The organism is Actinoplanes sp. L3-i22 (genome assembly GCF_019704555.1).
Taxonomy (GTDB): Bacteria; Actinomycetota; Actinomycetes; order Mycobacteriales; family Micromonosporaceae; genus Actinoplanes.
In genome coordinates this window covers 8,146,845-8,170,400 of the sequence record NZ_AP024745.1, presented here as the reverse complement: position 1 = coordinate 8,170,400, position 23,556 = coordinate 8,146,845, and the positions used below count along the sequence as shown (strand labels likewise).

22 protein-coding genes are annotated in these 23,556 nt (G+C 70.5%); 10 read left to right on the top strand and 12 right to left on the bottom strand.

The genetic code is table 11. From position 1 onward, the window contains the following. The first annotated feature begins 38 nt into the window (after nucleotides 1-38). Complete coding sequence (locus tag L3i22_RS36710; RefSeq protein ID WP_370644270.1) at nucleotides 39-746, top strand: VOC family protein; 708 nt, start codon at nucleotides 39-41, stop codon at nucleotides 744-746. 200 nt (nucleotides 747-946) lie between these two features. Here the strand turns inward: L3i22_RS36710 and aceB are convergent, their stop codons facing one another. Continuing rightward, nucleotides 947-2,569 (bottom strand): malate synthase A, encoded by a 1,623-nt coding sequence (aceB, locus tag L3i22_RS36705; RefSeq protein WP_221322062.1) that lies wholly within the window; start codon nucleotides 2,567-2,569, stop codon nucleotides 947-949. A 29-nt stretch (nucleotides 2,570-2,598) separates the two neighbouring features. Then, entirely contained in the window at nucleotides 2,599-3,882 is a 1,284-nt protein-coding gene (gene aceA, locus L3i22_RS36700; RefSeq protein ID WP_221322061.1) for an isocitrate lyase, read from the bottom strand. A 127-nt stretch (nucleotides 3,883-4,009) separates the two neighbouring features. Between aceA and L3i22_RS36695 the strand changes: the two genes are divergently transcribed. Together L3i22_RS36695 and L3i22_RS36690 are read left to right on the top strand one after the other, a co-directional pair. Then, on the top strand, nucleotides 4,010-5,455 hold the full coding sequence (locus L3i22_RS36695; RefSeq protein ID WP_221322060.1) for an XRE family transcriptional regulator: 1,446 nt from the start codon (nucleotides 4,010-4,012) through the stop codon (nucleotides 5,453-5,455). A gap of 16 nt (nucleotides 5,456-5,471) precedes the next feature. Then, on the top strand, nucleotides 5,472-6,110 hold the full coding sequence (locus L3i22_RS36690; protein WP_221322059.1) for an SMI1/KNR4 family protein: 639 nt from the start codon (nucleotides 5,472-5,474) through the stop codon (nucleotides 6,108-6,110). A gap of 12 nt (nucleotides 6,111-6,122) precedes the next feature. On the opposite strand, the gene L3i22_RS53950 is transcribed toward L3i22_RS36690, so the two are convergent. Beyond that, nucleotides 6,123-6,266: an aldo/keto reductase gene (locus tag L3i22_RS53950; protein ID WP_255657439.1), complete on the bottom strand. Its 144-nt coding sequence runs from the start codon at nucleotides 6,264-6,266 to the stop codon at nucleotides 6,123-6,125. 188 nt (nucleotides 6,267-6,454) lie between these two features. On the opposite strand from L3i22_RS53950, the gene L3i22_RS36680 reads away from it, so the two are divergent. Together L3i22_RS36680 and L3i22_RS36675 are read left to right on the top strand one after the other, a co-directional pair. Continuing rightward, the gene (locus L3i22_RS36680; protein WP_221322058.1) at nucleotides 6,455-7,207 is read left to right on the top strand and encodes a lytic polysaccharide monooxygenase; all 753 of its coding nucleotides are present in this window, start codon (nucleotides 6,455-6,457) and stop codon (nucleotides 7,205-7,207) included. 2 nt (nucleotides 7,208-7,209) lie between these two features. Beyond that, on the top strand, nucleotides 7,210-7,806 hold the full coding sequence (locus L3i22_RS36675) for a DUF305 domain-containing protein (RefSeq protein ID WP_255657438.1): 597 nt from the start codon (nucleotides 7,210-7,212) through the stop codon (nucleotides 7,804-7,806). Here L3i22_RS36675 and L3i22_RS36670 read toward each other — a convergent pair. From L3i22_RS36670 to L3i22_RS36645, 6 genes are all read right to left on the bottom strand, one after another. Beyond that, on the bottom strand, nucleotides 7,803-8,534 hold the full coding sequence (locus tag L3i22_RS36670; protein ID WP_221322057.1) for a hypothetical protein: 732 nt from the start codon (nucleotides 8,532-8,534) through the stop codon (nucleotides 7,803-7,805). The genes L3i22_RS36675 and L3i22_RS36670 overlap by 4 nt on opposite strands. Next, the gene (locus L3i22_RS36665) at nucleotides 8,527-10,524 is read right to left on the bottom strand and encodes a hypothetical protein (RefSeq protein ID WP_221322056.1); all 1,998 of its coding nucleotides are present in this window, start codon (nucleotides 10,522-10,524) and stop codon (nucleotides 8,527-8,529) included. The genes L3i22_RS36670 and L3i22_RS36665 overlap by 8 nt, the downstream gene beginning before the upstream one ends. A 119-nt stretch (nucleotides 10,525-10,643) precedes the next feature. Next, nucleotides 10,644-11,351 carry a hypothetical protein gene (locus L3i22_RS36660; protein WP_221322055.1) on the bottom strand — a complete coding sequence of 236 codons (708 nt, stop codon included), beginning with the start codon at nucleotides 11,349-11,351 and terminating at the stop codon, nucleotides 10,644-10,646. Then, nucleotides 11,317-11,541: a hypothetical protein gene (locus L3i22_RS36655; protein WP_221322054.1), complete on the bottom strand. Its 225-nt coding sequence runs from the start codon at nucleotides 11,539-11,541 to the stop codon at nucleotides 11,317-11,319. The genes L3i22_RS36660 and L3i22_RS36655 overlap by 35 nt, the downstream gene beginning before the upstream one ends. Then, nucleotides 11,535-11,897, bottom strand: a complete 363-nt coding sequence (locus L3i22_RS36650; protein ID WP_221322053.1) for a hypothetical protein — start codon at nucleotides 11,895-11,897, stop codon at nucleotides 11,535-11,537. The genes L3i22_RS36655 and L3i22_RS36650 overlap by 7 nt, the downstream gene beginning before the upstream one ends. After that, the gene (locus tag L3i22_RS36645) at nucleotides 11,894-13,018 is read right to left on the bottom strand and encodes a hypothetical protein (protein WP_221322052.1); all 1,125 of its coding nucleotides are present in this window, start codon (nucleotides 13,016-13,018) and stop codon (nucleotides 11,894-11,896) included. The genes L3i22_RS36650 and L3i22_RS36645 overlap by 4 nt, the downstream gene beginning before the upstream one ends. Here L3i22_RS36645 and L3i22_RS36640 point away from each other — a divergent pair. Next, entirely contained in the window at nucleotides 12,991-13,515 is a 525-nt protein-coding gene (locus L3i22_RS36640) for a GNAT family N-acetyltransferase (protein WP_221322051.1), read from the top strand. The genes L3i22_RS36645 and L3i22_RS36640 overlap by 28 nt on opposite strands. Before the next feature lie 32 nt (nucleotides 13,516-13,547). Here L3i22_RS36640 and L3i22_RS36635 read toward each other — a convergent pair whose 3' ends face one another. After that, a complete protein-coding gene (locus L3i22_RS36635) occupies nucleotides 13,548-14,474 on the bottom strand; it encodes a LysR family transcriptional regulator (RefSeq protein ID WP_221322050.1) in 927 nt (308 codons plus the stop codon). Nucleotides 14,475-14,545: 71 nt separating this feature from the next. Here L3i22_RS36635 and L3i22_RS36630 point away from each other — a divergent pair, with 71 nt between their 5' ends. Then, complete coding sequence (locus L3i22_RS36630; protein ID WP_221322049.1) at nucleotides 14,546-15,433, top strand: DMT family transporter; 888 nt, start codon at nucleotides 14,546-14,548, stop codon at nucleotides 15,431-15,433. A 529-nt stretch (nucleotides 15,434-15,962) separates the two neighbouring features. Here L3i22_RS36630 and L3i22_RS36625 read toward each other — a convergent pair. Both L3i22_RS36625 and L3i22_RS36620 read right to left on the bottom strand, forming a co-directional pair. Continuing rightward, nucleotides 15,963-16,601 carry a response regulator transcription factor gene (locus L3i22_RS36625; protein ID WP_221322048.1) on the bottom strand — a complete coding sequence of 213 codons (639 nt, stop codon included), beginning with the start codon at nucleotides 16,599-16,601 and terminating at the stop codon, nucleotides 15,963-15,965. A gap of 30 nt (nucleotides 16,602-16,631) precedes the next feature. Further along, nucleotides 16,632-17,768: a sensor histidine kinase gene (locus L3i22_RS36620; RefSeq protein WP_221322047.1), complete on the bottom strand. Its 1,137-nt coding sequence runs from the start codon at nucleotides 17,766-17,768 to the stop codon at nucleotides 16,632-16,634. 150 nt (nucleotides 17,769-17,918) lie between these two features. On the opposite strand from L3i22_RS36620, the gene L3i22_RS36615 reads away from it, so the two are divergent. The 3 genes from L3i22_RS36615 to L3i22_RS36605 are packed head-to-tail and all read left to right on the top strand — an operon-like array spanning nucleotide 17,919 to nucleotide 23,555. Further along, a complete protein-coding gene (locus tag L3i22_RS36615; RefSeq protein ID WP_221322046.1) occupies nucleotides 17,919-18,686 on the top strand; it encodes an ABC transporter ATP-binding protein in 768 nt (255 codons plus the stop codon). Continuing rightward, nucleotides 18,683-21,190, top strand: a complete 2,508-nt coding sequence (locus tag L3i22_RS36610) for an FtsX-like permease family protein (RefSeq protein WP_221322045.1) — start codon at nucleotides 18,683-18,685, stop codon at nucleotides 21,188-21,190. Before L3i22_RS36615 ends, L3i22_RS36610 begins: the two co-directional genes overlap by 4 nt. Nucleotides 21,191-21,248: 58 nt before the next feature. After that, entirely contained in the window at nucleotides 21,249-23,555 is a 2,307-nt protein-coding gene (locus L3i22_RS36605; protein ID WP_221322044.1) for an N-acetylmuramoyl-L-alanine amidase, read from the top strand. Nucleotide 23,556: the final 1 nt, after the last annotated feature.

Here is a 23,556-nt window from a genome sequence, read left to right as displayed (position 1 = left end):
CGGTTGTCGCAATGCCTATTCGGTACGCGGTGAGCCCGGTGGCCGTCTCGGTCGGGTCGCGCGGCGCGCCGGCCGAGCCGGGCCGGGTGCGGCAGCATGGGGTGGTGACGAAGCTGACTGGGCAGGAGATCGTGGCGCAGGCGCCCGCGGGCTGGGTGTACCTGCTGGGTGGATTGCAGACGCGGGTGCGGACCGGGGACTTCGCGGCCGGGCTGGCGCTGGTGAACGCGATCGGGGCGGTGGCCGAGGAGTTGGATCACCACCCGGACCTGGATCTGCGCTACGGGTTCGTGGACGTGCGGACCAGCAGCCACGACGTGGGCGCGGTGACCGGGCGGGACCTGCGGCTCGCGCTGCGGATCTCGGAGCTGGCGACGGCGGCCGGGGTGAGCTGCTCGGCGGCCGGGCTCGCGCGGCTGGAGCTGGCCCTGGACACGCCGGCGGTGGATCGGATCGCCGGGTTCTGGGCGGCGGTGTTCGCCGGGGAGCGCCAGGGGCGGGACGACGTGCGGGACTCGGCCGGGGTCCTCCCGCTGATCTGGTTCCAGGAGTCCGGTGCGGAGGAGCCGCGGCAGCGGTGGCATCCCGACGTGTGGGTGGATCCGGCTGAGGTGCGGCCGCGGATCGACGCCGCGGTGGCGGCCGGCGGGACGCTGGTCACCGACGAGTACGCGCCGAGCTTCTGGGTGCTCGCCGACCCGGAGGGCAACAAAGTGTGCCTCTGTACATGGCAGGAGCGGGGCTGAGGGTTTCCGCAACCACCCGCGGACATCGCCCTGGAGGGTCTCGTGTTTTGGGCGCCCCGCGCCCTGCGAGGCCCGGAAGGGTCCCCGCGGGAGCGACGATCAGTTATCGGCCGCAGCATGGGCAATGAAGAATTTGATCTGGATCTTGCGGTGAAGCCGGGGGCAGGTCGGAGGGCTGTCCCCGGCTTCACCTCACCGCGTCAGGCCGCGACAGTAGCCTGAGCGGTGACCGGAGCCGACCCTCCCGACAGGTGCCGAAGGTATGCCGGCAGGGTCAGGAACTCCGGGCACGTTCTTTCCGTGAGCAGGACGGTGAGCAGGATCCGGGCCTGGCCGAAGAGCCGGGCCATCTCCTCGTCCAGCGCACCGGTCTCGCTGAGCACGTCCAGCTCCTCGCGGAGCATCCGGGTGACCATGGCGGCCGTGACCGGCACGCCGTAGTCGGTCGGCGTCCCCGACGAGATCCACTGCCAGAGCTGGGCCCGGCAGATCTCGGCGGTGGCGGCGTCCTCCATCAGGCCGCCGAGCGCGACGGCGCCGCGCCCGCCCAGCCAGGAGGCGATGTAGCGGAGCGAGACGCTGACGTTGGTGCGCAGCGCCACCTCGCTCACCGAGATCTCGCTGGCCTTGACGTCGAGCAGCTCGGCGGCGCCGACCCGCACGTCGTCCCGCTTGCGGACGATCTGGTGCGGCTCGTCGCCGAGCCACTGGTCGAACACCTCGCGACACGTCTCGACCAGGCCCGGGTGCGCCACCCAGGAGCCGTCGAAGCCGTCGCCGACCTCGCGCCGCTTGTCCTGGCGGACCTGGTTGAGCGCGCGCTTGGCGGCGACCGGGTCCCGGCTCGGGACGACCGCGGCCATCCCGCCGATCGCGTGGGCGCCGCGCCGGTGGCACGTCTTGACCAGCAGCTCGGTGTAGGCCCGCATGAACGGCGCGGTCATGGTGACCTGGGACCGCTCGGGCAGGACCACGTCCGGCCGGTTCTTGATCATGCTGAACAGGTAGTCCCAGCGGCCGGCGTTCAGACCCGCCGAGTGCTCGCGCAGCTCGTAGAGGATCTCGTCCATCTCGAACGCCGCGTTGATCGTCTCGATCAGGACCGTGGCCCGGATCGTGCCGCGCGGGATCCCGAGCAGTTCCTGGGCGAAGAGGAAGACGTCGTTCCAGAGGCGGGCCTCCAGGTGCGACTCCAGCTTCGGCAGGTAGAAGTACGGGCCGGAGCCCCGGTCGATCTGCTTCTGCCCGCAGTGGAACAGGTACAGACCGAAGTCGAACAGCGACGCGGAGACCGCGCGGCCGCCGATCCGCAGGTGACACTCCGGCAGGTGCCAGCCGCGCGGACGGACCATGATGGTCGGCAGTCGCTCGCCGACCTTGTAGTCCCGGCCGTCCGGCGCGGTCCAGCCCAGCGTGCCGTCCAGCGCGTCCTTCAGGTTGACCTGTCCGAGGATGACGTTCTCCCAGGTGGGGGACGTCGAGTCCTCGAAGTCGGCCATCCAGACCCTGGCGCCGGAGTTGAGCGCGTTGATGGTCATCTTGCGCTCGGGCGGCCCGGTGATCTCCACGCGCCGGTCCATCAGGTCCGGCCGCGGGGGCGCGACCTGCCACGACCGGTCGTCCCGGACGTGCTGGGTGGAGGGCAGGAAGTCCAGGTCAGTGGTGCGGGTGGCCCGGCGGCGCCGGCGGCGCTCCAGCAGCTGCACCCGGCGTGCGCCGAATTCCCGGTCCAGCGCCACCACGAACGCGATGGCCTCGGGGGTCAGGATCTCGGAGTATCGGTCTGCGGTGGTTCCGGTGATGGTGATCTCTTCGGCACCCATGATCAGATCTCCCTGCCCTACTCGTTAGATCAGAACTGCTCGGCCTCGGTGGAACCGGACAGGGCGGTGGTGGACGACTCGGGGTTCAGGGCGGTGGAGACGGCGTCGAAGTAGCCGGTGCCGACCTCGGCCTGGTGCTTGGTCGCGGTGTAGCCGTCGGACTCGGCCGCGAACTCGGCCTCCTGCAGCTTCACGTACGCCGTCATGCCGGTCTCGGCGTAGCCCTTGGCCAGCTCGAACATCGAGTGGTTCAGCGCGTGGAAGCCGGCCAGGGTGACGAACTGGAACTTGTAGCCCATCGCCCCGAGCTCCTTCTGGAAGCGGGCGATGTCGGCGTCGTCCAGGTTCTTCTTCCAGTTGAACGACGGCGAGCAGTTGTAGGAGAGCAGCTTGCCCGGGTGCACCGCGTGCACGGCCTCGGCGAACTTGCGGGCGAAGTCCAGGTCCGGCTTACCGGTCTCGACCCAGAGCATGTCGGCGTAGTCGGCGTAGGCGATGCCGCGGGCGATCGCCGCGTCGTCGCCCGGGGTGACCCGGTAGAAGCCCTCGGCGGTGCGCTCACCGGTGACGAACGGCTTGTCCCGGTCGTCCACGTCCGAGGTCAGCAGGTCCGCGGCCAGGGCGTCGGTCCGGGCGATGACCAGCGACGGGACGCCGGCCACGTCGGCCGCCAGGCGGGCCGCGTTGAGCGTGCGGACGTGCTGCTGGGTCGGGATGAGCACCTTGCCGCCCAGGTGACCGCACTTCTTCTCGGACGCGAGCTGGTCCTCCCAGTGCACGCCCGCCGCGCCGGCCGCGATCATGGCCTTCATCAGCTCGAACGCGTTGAGCGGGCCACCGAAGCCGGCCTCCGCGTCGGCGACGATCGGGGCGAACCAGTCACGCTCGTACTTACCGTTCGAGGTGTCGATCTGGTCGGCCCGCAGCAGCGCGTTGTTGATCCGCCGGACCACCGCGGGAACCGAGTTCGCCGGGTAGAGCGACTGGTCCGGGTAGGTGTGGCCGGACAGGTTCGCGTCCGCCGCGACCTGCCAGCCGGACAGGTAGATCGCCTTCAGGCCGGCGCGCACCATCTGGGTCGCCTGGCCGCCGGTCAGCGCGCCGAGCGCGTTGATGTAGTCCTCGGTGTGCAGCAACTCCCACAGCCGCTCCGCGCCGCGCTCGGCCAGCGTGTGCCGCTCCTGGAGAGTGCCTCGCAGTCGCACGACGTCCTGCGCGGTGTAGTCGCGCTTGACGCCGGCCCAACGAGGGTCGCCGGCCCACGCCTGAGTGAGGTCCGCAGCGGTACCGCCCCTGGTGGCAAGCTCAGTCATCGGAAAATCCCTTTCGTGCCCTGTCGCATCTTCCGTTTGGAAGAACTTCACTCTCACGGATCCCACCAACCCCTAAGAAGACCTTTGTGAGGAGAAGAAACGCGAAAATTCTGTTAACGTGAAACCCGTGACCGCTTCACCTTCCGACTCTGTCGATCTTGTGACCCTGGGCCAGCGTCTGCGGCATTTGCGCCGTACCCGGGGCCTGACGCTGGACCAGCTCAGCGAGGCGGTCGGCCGGGCGCCGTCCCAGCTCTCCCTGATCGAGAATGGCAAGCGGGAGCCGAAGCTCTCGGTCCTGCAGGCGATCGCGGCCGCCCTCGGGGTGCCGATGCAGGACCTGCTGCGGGCCGAGGCGCCGTCCCGGCGGGCCGCGCAGGAGATCGAGCTGACCCACCTGCAGAAGAACGCCGCTTATTCCGCGCTCGGCCTGCCCGTGGTCAAGGGCGGCCGGCGCCTCCCGGCCGACGCGCTGGAGTCACTGATCGGGCTGCACCGCGAGCTCAACCGGGTGCTGACCGAGCAGAGCGCGACCCCCGAGGTGGCCCGGCGCGCCAACGCGCAGCTCCGCGCTGACATGCGGAAACGCGACAACTACTTCGCCGAGATCGAAACCGCGGCAAACAAGATCCTGCTTTCCGTACGGCATGCCACCGGCCCGCTGTCCCAGCGCGGGATCCTCGACATCGCCGCCCAGGTCGGGTTCAGCCTGCACTACGTGAACGACCTGCCGAGCTCCACCCGCTCGGTCACCGACCTGAAGAACCGCCGAATTTATCTCCCGCAGGTCGCCAGCGGTAAGGGCCACGACCCGCGCGGCGTGGTGCTGCAGACGCTCGGGCACTTCGTGCTCGGGCACAACGACCCGGCCGACTACGGGGACTTCCTGCGGCAGCGGGTCGAGGTGAACTACTTCGCGGCGGCGCTGCTCATGCCGGAGAAGTTCGCCGTCGACTTCCTGGCCAAGGCGAAGGCCGACCGGGCGCTCGCGATCGACGACTTCCGGGACGCGTTCGGGGTGTCCTACGAGACCGCGGCGCACCGGTTCACCAACCTGGCGACCCAGCACTTCGGGATCCCGGTGCACTTCGCGCGGGTGCACGAGAGCGGGATCGTCTACAAGGCGTACGAGAACGACAACGTGCGCTTCCCGTCCGACGTGACCGGGGCGATCGAGGGGCAGCCGGTCTGCCGGAAGTGGGCGTCCCGGACGGTGTTCGAGGCGGAGGACCCGTACTCGTCGTTCTACCAGTTCACCGACACCACCGGCGGGACGTACTGGTGCACCGTGCACGTGGAGTCGACCCGGTCCGGGGAGTTCTCGGTGACGGTGGGGACGCCGTACGAGCACGCGCGCTGGTTCCGGGGCGGGGACGTGACCGGGCGTACCGTCTCGACCTGCCCCGATCCGGACTGCTGCCGCCGCCCGCCGGCCCAACTGGTCGACGCCTGGGCCGGGAACGCCTGGCCGTCCGCGCGCGTCCACTCCCACCTGCTGGCGGCGCTGCCGCCGGGCACCTTCCCCGGCGTCGACAACCGCGACGTGTACGACTTCCTGGAGCGCCGCGCCTGAGATCTAGACTGCGCTGGTGGGAGCAGTGACAGAGGCGTGGATACGCATCGAGGACTGGCTGCGGCAGCACTCGCCCGGTGCGTTCGGGAAACTCGCCGGCCCGGCCGGGTCCGCGGCGATCACGGCGGCGCAGGAGCGGCTCGGCGTCACCTTCCCGGTCGAGTTGGTGGAATCGCTGCGGCGGCATGACGGGCTCACCGAATGGGTGTGCTTCTTCCCTGAGCAGGAGCCGCTGAGCCTCGATCAGATCGTCGAGTTCTACGAGATCCGGATGGATGTGGCCGAGGACGTCGACGGGTTCGAGACGCACTCGCCCAACGACGAACCGTGGTGGAGTCCGCAGTGGTTCCCGTTCGGCGGGTACGACGGTGATCTTCAGGTCGTCGACGCTCGGCCGGGGGTGGGGCAGGGGAGGCTGGGGCTCGCGCCGAACAGCAGCGGCGGGGACTTCAGTGCGGCCTATCCGTCGCTCGGGGCCTACCTGACCGTGGTCGCGGATGCGTTCGAGGCCGGGGGAGCTGTCGGGGTCTGGCACCTCTACTTCGCGGCTGACGGCGAGATCTGGTGGGACCAGGCCGGGAAGACCGAGCTCAACGGGGAACCTCTGCGGCCGGCGCATCACGTGCGGCCGGGTATGGAGCCCGGCCACGCGTGACGGTCGGTCTGGTCAGGCCAGGTGGGCGGGGGAGAGGGGCACCTTCAGGGCGGCCAGGTTGGCGGTGAGCTGGGCGACGGTGCGGGCGCCGACGATCGTCGAGGTGACCGGGGCCTGCTGGCGGACCCAGGCCAGGGACACCGCGGCCGGCTCCACGGCAGCACGCCCAGGCCGAGCGCCCGTGCGGCGCCGAACAGCTCGCCCTCCGAGGTGCGCGCATACGATCGTACGAAAAATGCGGTTTTGGGTATTGCCCTAAAGATTCCTTAACAGTGTTTACTGTTAAGTCGAATTCATTTACGTTGGTGAACACGTCGTCCCCCGTTCTCAGCAAGGAGCGCCTGATGAGACGTCGTTTCACCCTGCCCGCGCTGACCGTCGCGGCGGTCCTCGGATCGCTGTTCGTGGCGGCCAGCCCGGCCTTCGCGCACGGATATATCTCGTCCCCGCCCAGCCGTCAGGCCAACTGCGCGAGCGGTGCCGTGACCGGCTGCGGCGACATCGTCTACGAACCGCAGAGCGTCGAAGCCCCGAAGGGGTCCACGCAGTGCAACGGTGGCGGCAGCCGTTTCACTGTGCTCAACGACAGCGGCAAGAGCTGGCCGGCGGCCTCGGTCGGTCAGACGGTCACCTTCAACTGGGTGCTCACCGCCCGGCACTCGACCGCGACCTGGGAATACTTCATCGGCAACACGCTTCTGGCGTCGTTCAACGACGGCGGGGCGCAGCCGGGGGCGACCAAGTCGCACACGGTCAGCATGAAGGGGTTCACCGGGCGGCAGACGGTGCTCGCCCGGTGGAACATCGCGGACACGGTCAACGCGTTCTACTCCTGCGTGGACCTGAACATCGGCGGCGGGGGCACCACGACCCCGCCGACCACCACGCCGACCACGGCACCCACCACCACACCCCCGACCACGGCACCGACCACCACGCCCCCGACCTCCGGGACCACGACGTGGGCGGCCGGGGTCGCGTACAAGGTGGGCGACAAGGTGACCTATGCCGGTAAGTCGTACCAGTGCCGGCAGCCGCACACCGCGCTGACCGGGTGGGAGCCGCCGAACGTGCCGGCTCTGTGGACCGCGCTGTAACGATGTCGATCTCGATGATGCCGAGCGGTCCGGTTCGCCGGGCCGCTTCGGCCTTGCTGCTGCTCTCGGCCCTGTTCCTGGCCGGCTGCGGGTCCTCCGCTCCGCCCCCGGCCGCCCCGGCTCCGATTCCGTCCGCCGAGGTCAACGACGTCGACGTGATGTTCCTGCAGATGGGGATCACCCAGATCACCGAAGGGGACCGGCTGGCCGGCCTCGCCGTGGAGCGCGCCGGGAACCCGGAGATCAAAGCGATCGCGGGGGAGCTGCGCGGTCAGTGGAAGGGCGAGAGCGGGACGATGGAGAGGTGGCTGCTCGGGTGGTCGAAACCGGTCAGCGCGGATCCGTCGGCGGGGGTGCACGCCGGGCACGGGGAGTTGCATGCGCTTCGGGAGTCCGACTTCGCCGACCTGGAAGCGACGCGGGGCGCCGACTTCGACCGGACCGTGGTGAGTCTGCTGCTCGGGAACCTGCACAACGGGATGGAGACGTTGCGGATGGAGTCGGCGTCCGGGTCGTATCCGCCGGCGAAGAGCCTGGCGGCGAAGATGGTCGAGACTCGGCAGGCCCAGATCCAGCGGCTGCTCCGGCTGGCCGCCTAGGCTTCGCTGCCTTCGCTGCCTTCGCTGCCTTCGCTGACGAAGCCCTGGTCGTCGACCTCCCAGGTGCCGGGCCGGTGCGGGGTCCAGGACCAGTCCCCGCCCAGGTCCCGGCACGCGTCGCGGAACTCGCGGAGAAAGGCGTTCAGCCGGGCCGCGTTGATTCGGGAAAGGGTGCGGTTGTCGGCCGGTTCGCCTCGGCTCCCCATCATGTTGTGCGGGAACCAGATGTCGGTTGCGGTCGCGATGTGGGCGGTGAAGCCCTCCTCGCGCCACGCCGGCGCCGTGTCCACCGAGATCGGTGGATAGCCTCCGCCCGGGTAGAAGACTCCCGCCGCCAGCGCGGCCTCGCCCAGGTTGGTGAACCAGCCCTCGACGATGTCATCCCGGTTGAGGTACGCCAGGCGCGCCGCACATGTGTACGCCTGTCCATGGCCGACAAGGAATCCGGCCGGGTAGGAATCCATCGGCTCGATGCGCTCGCCGTGCCGCTCCAGCCAGGCCACCACCGGCCCGTCCCGATCCCGCTGATAGCCCCAATCCGGCGCGTCGAGAACCCGCATCACCTCGTGCCGGTCGCCGGCCTCCAGCACGATGCGTTGCCAGTCCAGGAGCCGCTCGGTGGGAACCGGTGGCATCTCGGACCTCCAGACGAAGGCCTCGTCGGTCTTGAAGACATTCCAGTTGTTCACCGGAACCGTAAATCCTTCTCGGGCGAGCGACTCAGGCACAGAGGCCGTCAACGCGAAGCAGCGTGTTCATCTGATCCCTGGTCCATCGATGAGTCCCTGCCTGGTTCACGATGACGACCTCGTCGGCCTGGGCTTTTCCATTGAAGCACCAGTCCTTCAAGACCTCGTTGCGGCTTCTCCGGCCCAGGACCCACTCCAGATCGGCGCGGCCCATGGCATGCATACTCCACGCGGCGGGTTCCAGATAGATCAGTGCCACGCGAGTACTGCCGGGCGGAGCGCTTTCCGGCGCGCCGATCGCGGGATCGATGCCGCTCCTCCCGTTGAGCTGCTTCAGAGCCGTCTTGAGGTTGGAGGCCAGTCTGTCGCTGCTTACCGTCTTTATTTGAATGGCGACATCACGTGAACGTTGCGAGCCGTTCTTACGGATCAGGACATCGACCTTGTAATTTCGGCCCCCGACCCGTTCGGCGCCATCCAGCAGCACCCTCGCCGTAGGGTCGGTCCGGATGGTCTGGGCGGCGAATTGAATCTCTCGGCGGTATCCGATTTGTTCCGCGGCAGGTTGCGTGCCGGCTGGATCCGGGTCGATTTCGAAAGTCAGGTTCTTCAGCTTCTGCGGAAGATCCTGGGGGTTTTCCGGGCGGCCGGAGCTGATCAGGGCCTGGAGTTCGGGGAGGGCGCCCTGGGTGATGGCGTTTTCTACACCGCTCATCACCTGGGCCGGGTTGAAGCCCGGCCGGCGGGACATCACGTCCAGGGCTTTCAGGGCGGTCGCGTACTGGGTGGGGTCGAGTCCGCTCAGGGTGTTCGACGTGGCCGGGTCCAGGTTCCGGTTCCGGAGGCGCTGCTCGGCGGCCGGGGACGGGCCGTTCAACTGGGGGCTGTAGACGTCCGCGGTGAAGGTGAGCGGGACCTGGGTGTTCTTGCCGGGGATCGACGGGGCCGGGTTCGCGAACGTCATCGGCGGGGTGGTGTGGCTCTGGCCCGGCTTGAGCTTGCCGACCGGGATCGTGCGGGTGGGCATGCCGGGGCTGGCCGTGGCGAGGACCGAGGCCTCGCCCGTGGCGTCGCCGACGTTGGTCACCGTCACCGTCCAGGAGCAGGTGGCGCCCGAGCAGTTGGTGGCGTTGATCCTGGTCTCGAAGGCCGGCAGCTTCGGGATCAGGGCGGCCTGTGCGGGTGATGCGGTGGTGGCCTGACCTGCTGCCGGGGTCGCCTCGGTCACCGGCGGGAGGATCTTGGCGACGGCCTCGCGGGTGGACCGGGCGGCGGCGCCGGCGTCCGGGGTGGGTGGGACGGTGATGCTGACGTAAGGGGGTTCGGGGACGGCGACGGGGCTGAGGGCGTACCGGAAACCGGTCTTGATCTTGAAGGAAGAGACGACCGGTTTGATCGGGGCGGTGCGGGTGACCGGGCCGCCGAGCCAGACGATCTTCCGGTCGCTCAGCAGGGCGGTCCAGCCGTCACGCTCGAAGCCCGTGACTGGCCGGCCGCGGAAGGTGTCGTCGGTGGCGGTCGGGGTGCCGCCGGCGAGGATGTGCTCGACGGTGTCCGCGAGTCCGGCCGGGCCGAGGGCGGCCGGTACGTCCATCGGGAACGGGTTCGTCGCCGGGGTGACCCAATGTTTCTGGACGCTGGTGACCTGGTCCGGGGCTCGGCGGGACCACCAGGCGGCGTCGCCTCGGACGGCTACGTCGCCGTGGCTTGCCGCGTAGTGGGCCGTGCCGGAGACCGGGTCGGCGATCTTGCCGGAAGCGATGCCGTCGGCGGTGACGGTGAAGCCGCCGGTGATCGAGGAGCCGGCCGGGTCGAACCAGCCCACCTGGACCGTGGTGGCGGGCTGGTCGCGCAGGGCGGTGACGATTTCCTGCTGGGAATTGCCGGGGCCGGGGGCGTTGCGGCGGGTTATCAGCAGGGCGAGGGCTACGGCGCAGATCATGGCCAGGGCGGCCGCGATCACCAGGATGCGTTTGTCGGGCCGGACCGGGGCCGAGGGCTGCGGCATCCACTGGTGCGTCTGAATCATCGTTCTCCCCGTGTCCGATGTGGCCGGACCGAGGTTGGCTCAGAACGAGAGATGATTCAATTTATTCGATCTTAAGGATGAGACTGGCATGTCCGGGCCGACGCGAACCGCGTAGATGATCAATAGATCTGAACGAGGCCTTGGTGGTCGACTTCGTAGAAGCCGGGTGGGGTTCTGGTCCATTCCCAGGTGCCGCCGAGCGCTTGGCAGGCGGTGTGGACCTCGGTGAGGAAGGCGTTCAGGCGAGGAGCGTTCCACGCCGAGACGATGCGGTTGTCGATGGGTTGCGGGCCGGTCCGATGTCCTTTGTAGTTGTGCGGGAACCAGATGTCGGTGGCGGTGGAGATGCTGACGGTGAAGCTGTCGTCATGGTCCCAGTAGCTCGGCTCGATGGCGATCGGCGGATGGATCCAGCCGTGTGGGGGCAGGCCGGCGGCTTGGGCCAGTTCGGCGACGTCGGTGAACCAACCCTCGGTCCGGCCGTCAGCGGTGGCGAAGGCAATGCGGGATGCCGGGGTGTAGGAGGCGAACCGGCCGAGGAGAAAGCCGGTCGGAAAGGTGCCGTACGACTCGATGACGTCACCGTGGGCGGCGATCCAGTCGAAGATGGAACCGTCCCGAACGCGGTGGTAACCCCAGTCGTTGGCGACTATTCGCAGGATGTCGTGCCGCTCACCGGCCCGGAGGACGGCATCCTGCCAGGCGGTGACCCGCTCGCCCTCGGTGATCCGCGGGATGTGGGAACTCCAGATGAAGATCTCGTCGGTCTTCCACGAGTTCCAGTTGTTCACATCAGGCGCAATTTCCGGAGATTCTGAGGAGGGCATTCATCTGCTCCTTGGTCCATCGATGCGTGCCGAGCTGATTGACGATGAGCAGTTCCTCGGCCCCCGCCGTGTCATCCATGCACCAGGCTTTCAGTATCTCGGCCCGGCCACTTCCGGAAAGCCTGCGTTCCAGACTGGCCCGGTCGGTGGCGTGTACCCAGCCGGCGCCGGGCTCGAGGTAGATCAGCACGATCCGTTTACTGTCCGGCGGAGCCTGCTCGGCAATCCCGGTTGATGCCGCGGGCCTTTGCGACCGTTGAGCTGCCGCAACGCATCGATCAAGTTGCTGATCAGTTTGTCACTGCTGACCGTTTTAATCTGAAAAGCTTCAGTTTCGGTCCGCCCCGAGTTCTTGCGCTCGATCAGCAGGTCGGCCTTGTACTTTCGACCGTCTATCTCTTTGGTGCCGTCGAGCAGCACGCGGGCCTGAGGATCGGCACGCAATGTGATCGCGGCGACCTGGACCTCGCGCCGGAAACCGATAGTACCGTTCGCCGGTTGGGGTGCGTCCGGATCGGGGTCGATCTCGAAGGAGAGCTGGCTCAACTTTCCGGAAGGTCCTGTGGATTGTCCAGACGACCCGACTGGGTGAGGGTCATCAGCTCAGGTACGGCATTTTCCCGGAATGCGTTCTCTACGACCTCGAGCACTTTGGCGGGGCGGAAGCCGGGCCGGCTGGACATCACGTCCAGGGCTTGGTAGGCGATCGCCTTCTGGACCTCGTCGACGTCGTTCAGGTTCGAGTTTCCCGGTACCTCGATGCCGCGCGAGCGCAGCCGATCGATCACCGCTTGCGAGGGGCCGGCCAGATCCGGGCTGACCAGGTCGGCGGTGTAGCTGACCGGAATCCGGGTGATGCGGCCGGGGATGGCCGGGGCCGGGTTGGCGAAGGTCATCGGCGCCTCCGCGACCATCGACTGTTCGGCGGGTGGTTCTTCCGGAGTCTGGCCGGCGCCGGGCTGGGCGGCTTGCGGGAGGACCTTGGCGACGGCCTGCTGGACGGCATTCGCCGCATCCTCGGGAGCGTCGTTGACGGTGACGCTGACGTACGGCACCTGTGGCAGGGGAACCGGGGCGAGTGCATACCGGGGGACGGCGTTCGTCGCGTACGCCGAAATGGTTTTGACAGTGGAGGGTGCGGATGATGTCCAGGACGCCGGCTTGATCGGGCTGGATTTGGTGATCGGGCCGCCGAACCAGACCAGTGTCTGCGGATATTCCGTGGTGACCAGGGCTGACCAGCCGTCCCACTCCATGCCGACGACGGGCCGGCCACGGAAGGGCTCCTCGACCGGGACCAGCGTGCCGTTGTCGTGGATCCGGTCGAGGAGATGTTTGATCGCGTTCGGGCTGAAGCTTTCGGTGATCCCCAGCGGGAAGGGGTCGGCGGCGGGGTCGACCCACTTCTTCTCCAACGCGCTGGACTGCCCGGGATTGTGCCGCGACCACCAGTCGGCGTCGCCGCGGATGGCCGCGTGAACGGAATGCTCGACCAGTTCGGCGGAGCCGCTGCCGGCGGAACGGGCGGCGATCGCCAGCCAGGTTGCGGTGCCAAATCCATTGATGCACCCGTATGTTCTATGGCTGGACCGAGGTTGGCGGACCTCGCCGGGAGGCAGTCGGGCGATAGGGTTTCGGCATGCCTGAGTTGATCGTGCCGACGGCACGGCTGCGGGAGAGCTGGCTCGCGGCGCGCGACGAGTTCGGGGCCGGGGTTCATCAGGACGGGGCGGGGCTGCGGCCCGGCGTCGAGCTGGACACGCCCGAGGGGTTCGCCGCCTGGGTGGACGGGTTGGTCGGCGCGGAGGACCACGCGCTGCCGGTGCCGGCGGGGTGGGTGCACTGCACGTTCCGGTGGATCGTCGAGGGGGATCGGTACCTCGGGGCGATCGGGCTGCGGCACGAGCTGAACGACTTCCTGCTGCGGGCCGGCGGGCACATCGGCTACAGCGTGCGGCCCGCGGAGCGGCGGCGCGGGCTGGCGTCGTTCGCGCTCGGCGAGATGCTGGTCGAGGCGCGCCGGCGGGGGCTGGACCGGGTCCTGATCACCTGCAACGTCACGAACGAGGCGTCCGCGCGCACGATCGAGAAGCACGGCGGCGTCCTCGAGGACATCCGCGAGACCGAGATCGGCACGCTCAAGCGTTACTGGACAACCCTTTAAAACCCGATTTCGACGTACGGACGAGCAGGCCCTCAGCGGCGGGTCAGCGGGTTCGGAGTGAGCCGGCGGATCGCCTCCTGCAGAGTGTCCAGCAGGCTGGTGGCCAGGGTGGACGGCCGGCGCTTCGGGGTCACCACGCCGATGTAGCGGCACGGGCCCGGCGGGCGCATCGGGACCGCGACCAGGCCGGCCGGGTCGCTGGTCAGGGCGACCTCGGGAATCGAGCTGATGCCGACGCCCGCGCGGACCAGGGACTGGGCGAACTGGTAGTCCGTCCCGCGGCAGGCGGCGCGCAGCTCGACGCCGGCCAGCGCCGCGTAGTGCTCCATCATGTCGCTCTGGCCGATGCAGCCGTGCACCCAGCGCTCGCCGCCCAGGTCGCCGATCCCCAGCGAGGACGAGCCGGCCAGCGGATGGTCGGCGGGCATCACGATATACATCGGATCGTCCAGGACCGGGGTCCAGACCAGGCCGGAACGGTCGCCGTCGACGATCGGGGGCGGGCCGGTGAAGTAATACGCCAGCGCCAGCTCGGCCGCCCCGGAACGGACCAGGGGCAGGCTCTCCTCCGGCTCGCACTCGATCACGGTCAGCTCGACGCCCGGGAACGCGGCGGTGAACCGGGTCAGCGCGGCCGGCAGCAGGCGCTGGCCGCCGCTGGTGAAGGTGGCGACGGTCAGTTTGCCGGTGCGGGCGGTGGCCAGCCGGTCGATCTCGCGCTGGGCGGTGACCAGCTCGGCGCTGATCGCCTCGGCGGCGTCGATCAGGACCAGGCCGGCCTCGGTCAGCTCGACCCCGCGGGTGCTGCGCCGGACCACCGGCGTGCCCAGGCCGCGCTCCAGCGCACTGATCTGCTGACTCACCGCGGACGGCGTGAGCCGCAGCTCGGCGGCGGCCCGGTTGAAGCTGCCGTGCCGGGCGACCTCGGAGAGCACCTGCAACCGACGCGAGTCGATCATTAGATTTCCTTAGTACGTCGTCACCAAGTCACTACTACCGCTAACTACCGTACGGGAGCAGGGTGGTGCTTGTGAATCGTCGTGCCTGGCTCCTCTTCATCCTGGTGTCCGTGCTCTGGGGCATCCCGTACTTCCTCATCAAGATCGCTATCGACGACCTCTCGCCGCTGCTCGTCGTCGCCGGCCGGTGTGCCATCGGCGCGGCCTGCCTCATCCCGGTCGCGCTGATCCGCGGCACCCTGGGCGCGCTCCGCGGGCACCTCGGCGTGGTGGCCGGGCTCGCGGCGGTGCACATCGTCGGGCCGTTCCTGCTGATCACGTACGGCGAGACGCACATCAGCTCGTCCCTGACCGGCATCCTGATCGCGATCGAGCCGGTCGTCATCGCGCTGATGATGGCCGGCTCCGAGCCGATCACCGGGATCCGGATCGCCGGCCTGGTCGCCGGGTTCGCCGGGGTGGTCGTGCTGGTCGGGCTGGACGTGTCCGGCGACCGCTGGGGCATGATCGGCGCCGGGATGGTGCTGCTCGCCGCGCTCAGCTACGCCTACGCGACGAAGCTCGTCCAGCAGCGGCTGTCCGACCTGCCGCCGGACGCGCTGACCGCCGGGACGACCGGGATCAGCACCCTGGTCCTGATCCCGTTCGCGCTGTTCCGGCTGCCGTCGGCGGGCTCGGTCGGCGCGCACGCGTGGCTGGCGCTGGCCGGGCTCGGGGTGCTCTGCACGGCGCTCGCGATGCTGGCCTTCTACCGGTTGATCGCGCTGGCCGGGTCGAACAAGGCCGGGCTGGTCACCTACGTCAACCCGGTGGTGGCGGCGGTCCTCGGGGTGGCGCTGCTGAGCGAGCCGGTGGGCATCGGCACGGTCGCCGGCTTCCTCTTGATCGTCGCCGGTTGCTGGCTCTCTACCCGCCCGGTCCGCACTGCGCCCGCAAAAGAGCTGGTCAACGCCGCTTGATCTTGGCGGCGGCGGGTGCTGGTGGCTTGCCGGCCCGTGCCGCCCGCTGGTCGGTCACGGTGGCGGCCTGCTCGCTGTTTTGCTTGCCAGGCACCGCCCGCTGTCGGTCGCGGCTGCGGCCGCCCCTTGCGGGAGTTGCCGATTGCGGTTGCCTTGGAGGTACGCCGTGGGCGCGCTCCGCCGTCGCGCAAGCTCCCGGCTGGCGGTCAGGGGTGCCTCAGCCCGGTCGAGGCACCGCTGACCGCCAGCCGCGGCCGACCGGCTGGCAGTCAGGGGGTGCCTCAGTGCAGTTGAGTCACCCCTGACCGCCAGCCGCAGACCCGCCCGGCGGTGGGGATGACTCCCAGGGTTTGGATCTTGGGGTAGAGCGCAACCACCCGCGGACGTCGCCCTTGTGGGTCTCGTGTTTTGGGCGCCCCGGCGCCCTTGCGAGGCCCGGAAGGGTCCCCGCGGGAGCGGCGATCAGTTATTGGCCGCAGCCGTGGCAATGAAGAATTTGATCTTGATTTTTCGGGGGAGCGGAAGGGTGTCAGCTGACCAGGCGGCGTTCCCAGGCCCAGGCGGCCACCTCGACGCGGTTGCGGGCGCCGATCTTGGACTGGACGCTGCCCAGGTGGGTCTTGACCGTGCCGATCGAGATGAACAGTTCGGCGGCGATCTCCGCGTTGGTGCGGCCGCGGGCGATCAGCCGGACCACCTCGAGCTCGCGTGGGGAGAGGCCGCCGTCGTCGCCCTTCGGGGCCGGCTGGGAGAGGTGTTCCAGCAGGCGGACCGTGATCGACGGGCTGATCAGGGCGTCGCCGGAGACCGCGGCGCGGACCGCCTCGACCAGCAGGGCCGGGCCGGAGTCCTTGAGCAGGAAGCCGGCCGCGCCGTTGCGGAGCGCCTGATGGACGTATTCGTCCAGGTCGAAGGTGGTGACCACGACCACCCGGATCGGGTCGGTGACGCCCGGGCCGGCGAGCAGGCGCAGCGCCTGGAGGCCGTCCATCCGCGGCATCCGGATGTCGAACAGGGCGACGTCCGGGCGCAGGCGGCGGGCCAGCTCGACCGCCTCGACGCCGTCGGCCGCCTCGCCGACGACCTCCATGTCCGGCTGGGCGCCGATGATCATGCCGAAGCCGGTGCGGACCATCGCCTGGTCGTCCGCGACAAGCACGCGTATCACTCTGAGTAGCTCCTACGACAGTGGGAAGTCCTACGGCAGGGGGAAGACCGCGTCGACGACCCAGCCGCCGTCGACGCCCGGCCCGGACGAGATCCGGCCGCCGGCCGCGCGGACCCGCTCGGTGAGGCCGACCAGACCGTACCCCGGCCGGTCCAGCGAGGGGCGCGGCGCCGGGCCGTCGTTGGCGACCCGCAGGAGCAGCTGGTCCCGGGCCCGGCGGACCCAGACGTCGACGACCGTGGCCTGCGGGGCGTGCTGGCGGGCGTTGGTCAGCGCCTCCATCACGATCCGGTAGACCGAGGTGGACACCTCGACCGGCAGGCCGTGCGGGTCGCCCTCCAGGTGCAGGCGCGCGGGCGGGCCGCCGGCCGCGGTGAACTGGTCGGTCAGCAGGTACAGCTCGGGGACGCCGGCGACCGGGGCGAGCGGGGCGTCCGGCTTCGACTCCGGGTCGCGCAGCACGCCGACCATCCGGCGCATCGACGCCATCGTCTCGGTGCCGGCCTGCTCGATCTGCTCCAGGGCCAGCAGCACCCGCTTCGGGTCCTGCTCGGCGATGAACCGGGCGCCCTGGGCCTGTACGACGATGCCGGTCACGTGGTGGGCGATGAAGTCGTGCAGGTCGCGGGCGAACTCGGCGCGCTGCTCGGCGCGGACCGAGTCGAGGGCCCGCTGCCGGTTGCCGGACATCGTCCGCAGGGTGACGCCGAAGCCGATCGCGCCGGCCGCGGCCAGCGCCTGGATCAGGCAGAACGTGCCGTAGATGGTGGTGTGCCCGGCGCGCAGCGGCATCACGCTGACCGCCGCGCCGGCCGCGACCAGGGCCAGCACCGCCCAGTCCGGCCGGGCGTTGCGGGCCACCACGGTCAGCAGGACCAGCAGCCCGGCCGACTCGGCGATGCCCCACACCCCGCCGTACGGATCGGTCAGCGCCAGCCCCGCGGTGACCAGCAGGGAGACGCCGGAGACCCCGATCGTGGCCAGCGGCAGCAGCGTCGACCCGGGCCGGTAGTGCGGCAGCCAGACCGCGGCGACCACCATCGCCAGCGCCACCTGCACGCCGAGGAGCGGGCTGGAGGTGAGGCCGGCGCTCATGTCGATCAGCCCGAACGCGGCCATCCCGGCCAGGCCGGCGACCTGCAGGACGCCCACGAGAATGCGATTCATCGTGACCCAGCGTAGGCGGCCGGGAACCGGTCACCATCGGCCGAAAGTTAGACCCGGGCGAACCTGAAGCCTGCCTGTGAGCGGATGCGCGCACCGGGGTCGATCGAACAGGATTCCGTCCGTCCGGTTCACCGCTTTCTTGGAGCTTCCATGCAGACGCAGTCCTCACGACAGTCGGGCCACGACGCCCTGGCGGCGGTCGCGGCCGTCGACCTGGTGAAGGTGTACGGCTCCGGCGACACCGCGGTACGTGCTCTCGACGGCGTGACGGTCGGCTTCGAGCGCGCCCGGTTCACCGCGATCATGGGCCCGTCCGGGTCCGGCAAGTCCACCCTGATGCACTGCCTCGCCGGTCTGGACACCGCCACCTCCGGGCAGGTCCTGCTCGGCGGCAGCGACCTGACCAAGCAGTCCGACAAGGTGCTCACCAAGGTGCGCCGGGAGCGGATCGGCTTCGTCTTCCAGTCGTTCAACCTGCTGCCGCAGCTGACCGCCGAGCGCAACATCACGCTCCCGCTCGACCTGGGCGGGAAGAAGCCGGACGCCGAGCTGCTGGACCGGCTGGTCACCACGCTCGGGCTGGCCGGGCGGCTCGGGCATCTGCCCAGCGAGCTCTCCGGCGGCCAGCAGCAGCGGGTCGCCCTGGCCCGCGCGCTGGTCGCCCGCCCCGAGGTGCTCTTCGCCGACGAGCCGACCGGCAACCTGGACTCGCGTTCCGGTGCCGAGGTGCTCGGCCTGCTGCGCGACTCGGCCCGCAACCTCGGCCAGACGATCGTGATGGTCACCCACGACGCGGGGGCGGCGGCCTACGCCGACCGGGTGGTGCTGCTCGCCGACGGCCGGCTCGCCGGGGAGATCCACAACCCCGACATCGCGTCGGTCACCGACGCTCTCCAGTCCCTGGCGGCGGCCCGATGAACACCATTTTGCGTACGCAGTTGGCCGGCGTCACCCGTCGGCCGTCGCGCCTGTTGCTGACCGGCCTGGCCGTCCTGGTCGCCTCGTTCGTGGTCTTCGCGACCGTGCTCGCCCAGCAGATCACCGAGCGCAGCATCCTGGCCGGTCTGAGCGGCACCCCGGAGGCGGCCGACCTGGTCGTCCGCAACGGCAGCATCGACGACAAGCAGCTCGCCGCGATCACCGCGATCCCGGGCGTCTCCCGGACCGCCGCGCGGATGGGCATCGGCGCCCAGCTGGGCGGGCAGTACCTGAACCTGACCGCCGACCCGGGCAGCGGCCCGCTCGCGCTGGTGAAGGTCACCGAGGGCCGCTACCCGGCCGCGGCCGGCGAGATCGCGATCACCCCGCGCACGGTCCAGCTGCTCGGCCTGACCGTGGGCGCGACCGCGACCGCCGACACCGGCAACGGCAAGAAGACGCCGCTCACGGTGGTCGGGGTGGTGACCGCGCCGGAGGACTTCGGGTACGACGCGTACGCCCCGGCGACCACCCTGTTCCCGCTGGTCACCGAGCACTACGTGCAGCAGGTCGACGTGGACGTGGACGCCGGCACCGACGCGGGGGCGGTACAGGACCAGGTGGCCGCGCTGTTCGCCGGCGCGAAGCCGGAGGACCGGCCGGAGGTGGCCACGGGGGCCGACGTCCGGCTGGCCGAGGCCCGCGTCGCGGCGAGCCAGATCGACCAGCTGTTCGCGGTGGTCGGGATGTTCGTCGGGATCGCCGTCGCGGCGGCCGGCCTGATCGCCGCCAGCACGTTCCGGATCGTCTTCGCCCAGCGGATGCGGCAGCTCGCCCTGCTCCGGGCGGTCGGCGCCGGCCGCGGCGCGACGTTCCGCGCCCTGGCCGCCGAGGGCGCGCTGACCGGCCTGGTCACCGGCGTGACCGGGGTGCTCGCCGCGCTCGCCGCCGGGCATCTCGTGCCGGCCGCGGCCCGGGCGTTCGGCTGGCCCGTGCTCAGCCCCGGTCTGCCGGTGCTGCCCGCGCTCGGCACGGTGCTGCTGGCCGTGGTGATCTCGGTGGTCGCGGTGCTGGCCCCGGCGATCTCCGCCTCCCGGGTGGCGCCCCTGGAGGCGCTGCGGACCGCGGCCGGGACCGGCGCCCGCACCGGGATCGGCGTGCTGCGCTGGATCGCCGGGCTGCTGCCGCTGGCCGCCGCGCTGGCCGCGGCGTTCTACGTGTACACCAACCTGCCCGGGCCGAACGAGGAGAACTACGACGCGCAGACCATGCTGCTGGCCGTGGTGGTCTCCGGCGCGCTGGCCTTCGTCGCGCTGATCGCGCTCGGCCCGGTGCTGGTCCGGCCGGTGCTCGCGGTCGCCGGCTGGCCGCTGCGCCGGCTCGGACCGGTCGGCCGGCTCGCCGTCGGCGGGGTGGGCGGCAGCGCCCGCCGGGCCGCCGCGGTGTCGGTGGTGGTCGCGCTCGGCGTCACCCTGGTCGCCGGGGTGCTGGTCGGCGGGGCGTCGATCCGGGCGCTCGGCAACCGGGAGCTGGCCGCGTCCGCCCCGGCCGACTTCGAGATGGTCGGCGGCGAGGGCACCACGCTGCCGAACGGGTTCGTGGACCGGGCCAAGGCGAGTAAGGAGCTGACCCGGGTCACGCCGTACCGGCGGCTGACCACCGCCAGGATCGCCCAGCTCGACCAGGTGCCGATCACCGACCTGGACGTGACCGCGCTGCCCCGGCTGCGGGACCTGGACGTCCGGGCCGGCTCGGTGAGCGACCTGCGGCCGGGTGGCGCGGTGCTCGCCCGCTACCTGGCCGAGATGGCGAACCTGGGGCTCGGCGACACCGTGCAGGTGCACAACGGTAAGAAGACGGTCGGCCTGACGATCGTCGCGGTGCTCGGCGACGACGCACCGCTGCACGCCGGCCTGCTGGTCACGCCGACCGACCTGACCGCGATGGGGATGGGCGCCGGGTACTCCGGGATGCTCGCCGACGCGTCCGCCGACGGCGCGACCGCGCGGACCGAGGCGCTGCGGGCGATGCGCGCGGCGAGCGGCGGCAACACCGACTTCGGCGTCGAGGTGCTCGCCGACCAGCGCGACAACCTCAACTCGGACCTGGCCATCCTGCTCGGCATCGCGCTCGGCCTGATCGGGCTGACCGTGCTGATCGCGGTGGTCGGCGTCGGCGCCACCACCGCGCTGTCGGTGGTCGAGCGGGTCCGCGAGTCCGGGCTGCTCCGGGCGATCGGGATGTCCCGCGGCGGGCTGCGGGCCATGCTCACCGCCGAGTCCGCGCTCTACGGCGTGATCGGCGCGGTCCTCGGCCTGGCGCTCGGTGTGCCCTACGCCTGGCTGGCGTTGCAGGCGATCGGCGTGAACGCGCCGCTCGCGGTCCCGGTCTGGCAGCTGGCCGCCGCGTTCCTGATCCTGGTGGCGCTGACCGCGCTGGCCGGGGTGCTCCCGGCCCGCCGGGCGGCACGGGTCAGCCCGGTCACCGCCCTCGGCACCGAATAGGAACAATTCTCAGGTACCCTCACCGCCGCCGGAATCAAGATCATGCGGGGGTACGGGGATGAATCGGCGGCAGTCCATCGTGGCGGGCACGGCCCTGGCCGTGCTCGCCGCAGCCGGCGGAACAGCGGCGCTGACCTGGCCGTCCGGTCCGGGTGACCGGCCCGCCGCCGAGGTCACCATCTCGACCGTCCCGCCGGACCCGGCCGCCGTGCGGCCCGAGCTGCACGCCGAGGTCGACTCGCTCGACCTGGCCGGCCGGTCCGAGCTCCCGCAGCGGTCCACCCGGAAGTTCAGCATGGTCAGCGTCTCCTGGGCGGACCCGGCCGACGCGCCGCGGGGCGCCATCCAGGTCCGCACCCGCAGCGCCGCCACCGGTAGGTGGTCCACCTGGCAGACCCTCGGGGTGGCCGAGGCCGCCGCGGACCGGCCGGACGAGGCGGCCCGTGCGCACGGCGCGACCGACCCGATCTGGACCGGCCTCGCCGACGGCGTCGCGGCCCGGATCGCCGGGACCGGGAAGCTGCCGGACGAACTCCAGGTCAACCTGATCGACACCGACGCCAAGGGCGGTAGGACCGGTGGTCAGGGCGGCGGCGAGACCGTCGACCCCAGCCCGTCGGTCACCGAGAGCCCGTCCGAGCCGCCGGCCGGCGAGGAGACCACCGAGCCGACCAACCCGCCGGTCAGCGACCTGCCGACCGACCCGACCACGGTTCCGGTGCCGGCGGAGACGACCGAGGCGCCGCCGGCCACGGTCCCGCCGGTCACCACCGCCGCGACGATGACCACGACCGTCGCGCCGACCGGGACCACCGCGGTGCCGGTGCCGAGCTCGACCGTCCCGGTCAAGGCCCAGCTGCCGGCCTACGTGTCGCGGGCCGGTTGGAGCGCCGACGAGAGCCTGGTCAAGTACTCCATCGACGTCGCCAGCCAGGCCAAGATGGTCTGGGTGCACCACACCGGCTTCGGCAACGCCTACACCTGCGCCCAGTCGGCATCCGTGGTCCGCGGGATCCAGGTCAACGACGTCAAGGTCAAGGGCCTGGCCGACATGGGGTACAACTTCCTGGTCGACCCGTGCGGCACCCTGTTCGAGGGCCGCAAGGGCGGCGTCACGAACGCGGTCATCGGCGCGCACACGGTCGGCTTCAACACCGCCTCGGTCGGGATCGCGCTGCTCGGCGACTACACCACGGCCACCCCCTCGGACCCGGCGATGACCACGATCGCGCAGGTCGCGGCGGCCCGGCTGGGCGCCTACGGATACAACCCGGCCAGCTCCACGGCGATGACCGAGGGGGTCGGCGACCGGTACTGGCCGATCAACTCCAGCGTCACGTTCCCGCGGATCGCCGGGCACAAGGACGGCGAGCGGAGCGCGTCCGGCGGCTACCTGACCGAGTGCCCCGGCACCAACCTGTACGCGCAGCTGAACACCATCCGGGCACGGTCCAACCAGCAGATCACCGGGCTGGCCGGGAAGTCGCTGGCCGGGGGCCTGTCGATGGGCGGGGTGTTCTACGTGCGGACCGCGGTCACCTTCGACTGGACGGTGACCACCCCGTCCGACCAGATCGGCCGGTTCGACGTGCTGGTCGACGGCAAGGTCGCCACCACCCTGCCGGGCACCGCTCGCGGCAGCGCGATCCCGCTGGCCCCGGGCGGGCACACCGTCCAGGTCCGGGCCACGCACGTCGCCGGCGGCACCGCGGTGACCGCGGCCTACAAAGTGATCGCCGACGTGACCGCGCCCGGCCTGACCACGCCGACCGTGGTGCTGCGCACCGGCACCTACTCGGCCACCTCGGCGCTGGTGACCGTCGGCTACCGGGCGACCGACAACGTCAAGGTCTACACGGTGACCGCGAGCAAGCCGGCCAAGGCGAACCTGCCGGTCGCCGGGACGGCCTGGTACACCGGCGTCAAGCCGGGCGTGAGCACGACGTTCACGCTGACCGCGCGGGACGTGCCGGGCAACCTCCGGACGGTGAGCGTGGCCCGCAAGACCTCGCTGCTCGCCGAGACCTCGGCCAAGAAGACCGGGACCTGGACCACCCGCAAGTCGAGCAACTATCTGGGTGGCAAGGCGCTCTCGGCGACGAAGAAGAACACCAAGCTGACCTACACGTTCACCGGGCGGGCCGCCGCGCTGCTGTTCTCCCGCGGGGCGGCGACCGGTAGGGCGGACGTCTACCTGGACGGCAAGAAGATCGCCACGGTCGACACCCGGTCCAGCTCGACGAAGTACCGGCAGGCCGTGTGGGTGAAGTCGTTCAGCGCGAAGAAGCACACGGTGGTGGTCGTGGTGGCCGGCACCAGCGGGCGGCCGACCGTGGTCTCGGACGGCCTCGCGTACGTCGGCTGAT

Coding starts and splice junctions, on each gene's coding strand:
- aceB (WP_221322062.1), bottom strand. CDS start 2,569: ATGGGTGCCGAAGAGATCACCATCACCGGAACCACCGCAGACCGATAC.
- aceA (WP_221322061.1), bottom strand. CDS start 3,882: ATGACTGAGCTTGCCACCAGGGGCGGTACCGCTGCGGACCTCACTCAG.
- L3i22_RS36680 (WP_221322058.1), top strand. CDS start 6,455: ATGAGACGTCGTTTCACCCTGCCCGCGCTGACCGTCGCGGCGGTCCTC.
- L3i22_RS36675 (WP_255657438.1), top strand. CDS start 7,210: ATGTCGATCTCGATGATGCCGAGCGGTCCGGTTCGCCGGGCCGCTTCG.
- L3i22_RS36665 (WP_221322056.1), bottom strand. CDS start 10,524: ATGATTCAGACGCACCAGTGGATGCCGCAGCCCTCGGCCCCGGTCCGG.
- L3i22_RS36660 (WP_221322055.1), bottom strand. CDS start 11,351: ATGCCCTCCTCAGAATCTCCGGAAATTGCGCCTGATGTGAACAACTGG.
- L3i22_RS36640 (WP_221322051.1), top strand. CDS start 12,991: ATGCCTGAGTTGATCGTGCCGACGGCACGGCTGCGGGAGAGCTGGCTC.
- L3i22_RS36635 (WP_221322050.1), bottom strand. CDS start 14,474: ATGATCGACTCGCGTCGGTTGCAGGTGCTCTCCGAGGTCGCCCGGCAC.
- L3i22_RS36620 (WP_221322047.1), bottom strand. CDS start 17,768: ATGAATCGCATTCTCGTGGGCGTCCTGCAGGTCGCCGGCCTGGCCGGG.
- L3i22_RS36615 (WP_221322046.1), top strand. CDS start 17,919: ATGCAGACGCAGTCCTCACGACAGTCGGGCCACGACGCCCTGGCGGCG.
- L3i22_RS36610 (WP_221322045.1), top strand. CDS start 18,683: ATGAACACCATTTTGCGTACGCAGTTGGCCGGCGTCACCCGTCGGCCG.
- L3i22_RS36605 (WP_221322044.1), top strand. CDS start 21,249: ATGAATCGGCGGCAGTCCATCGTGGCGGGCACGGCCCTGGCCGTGCTC.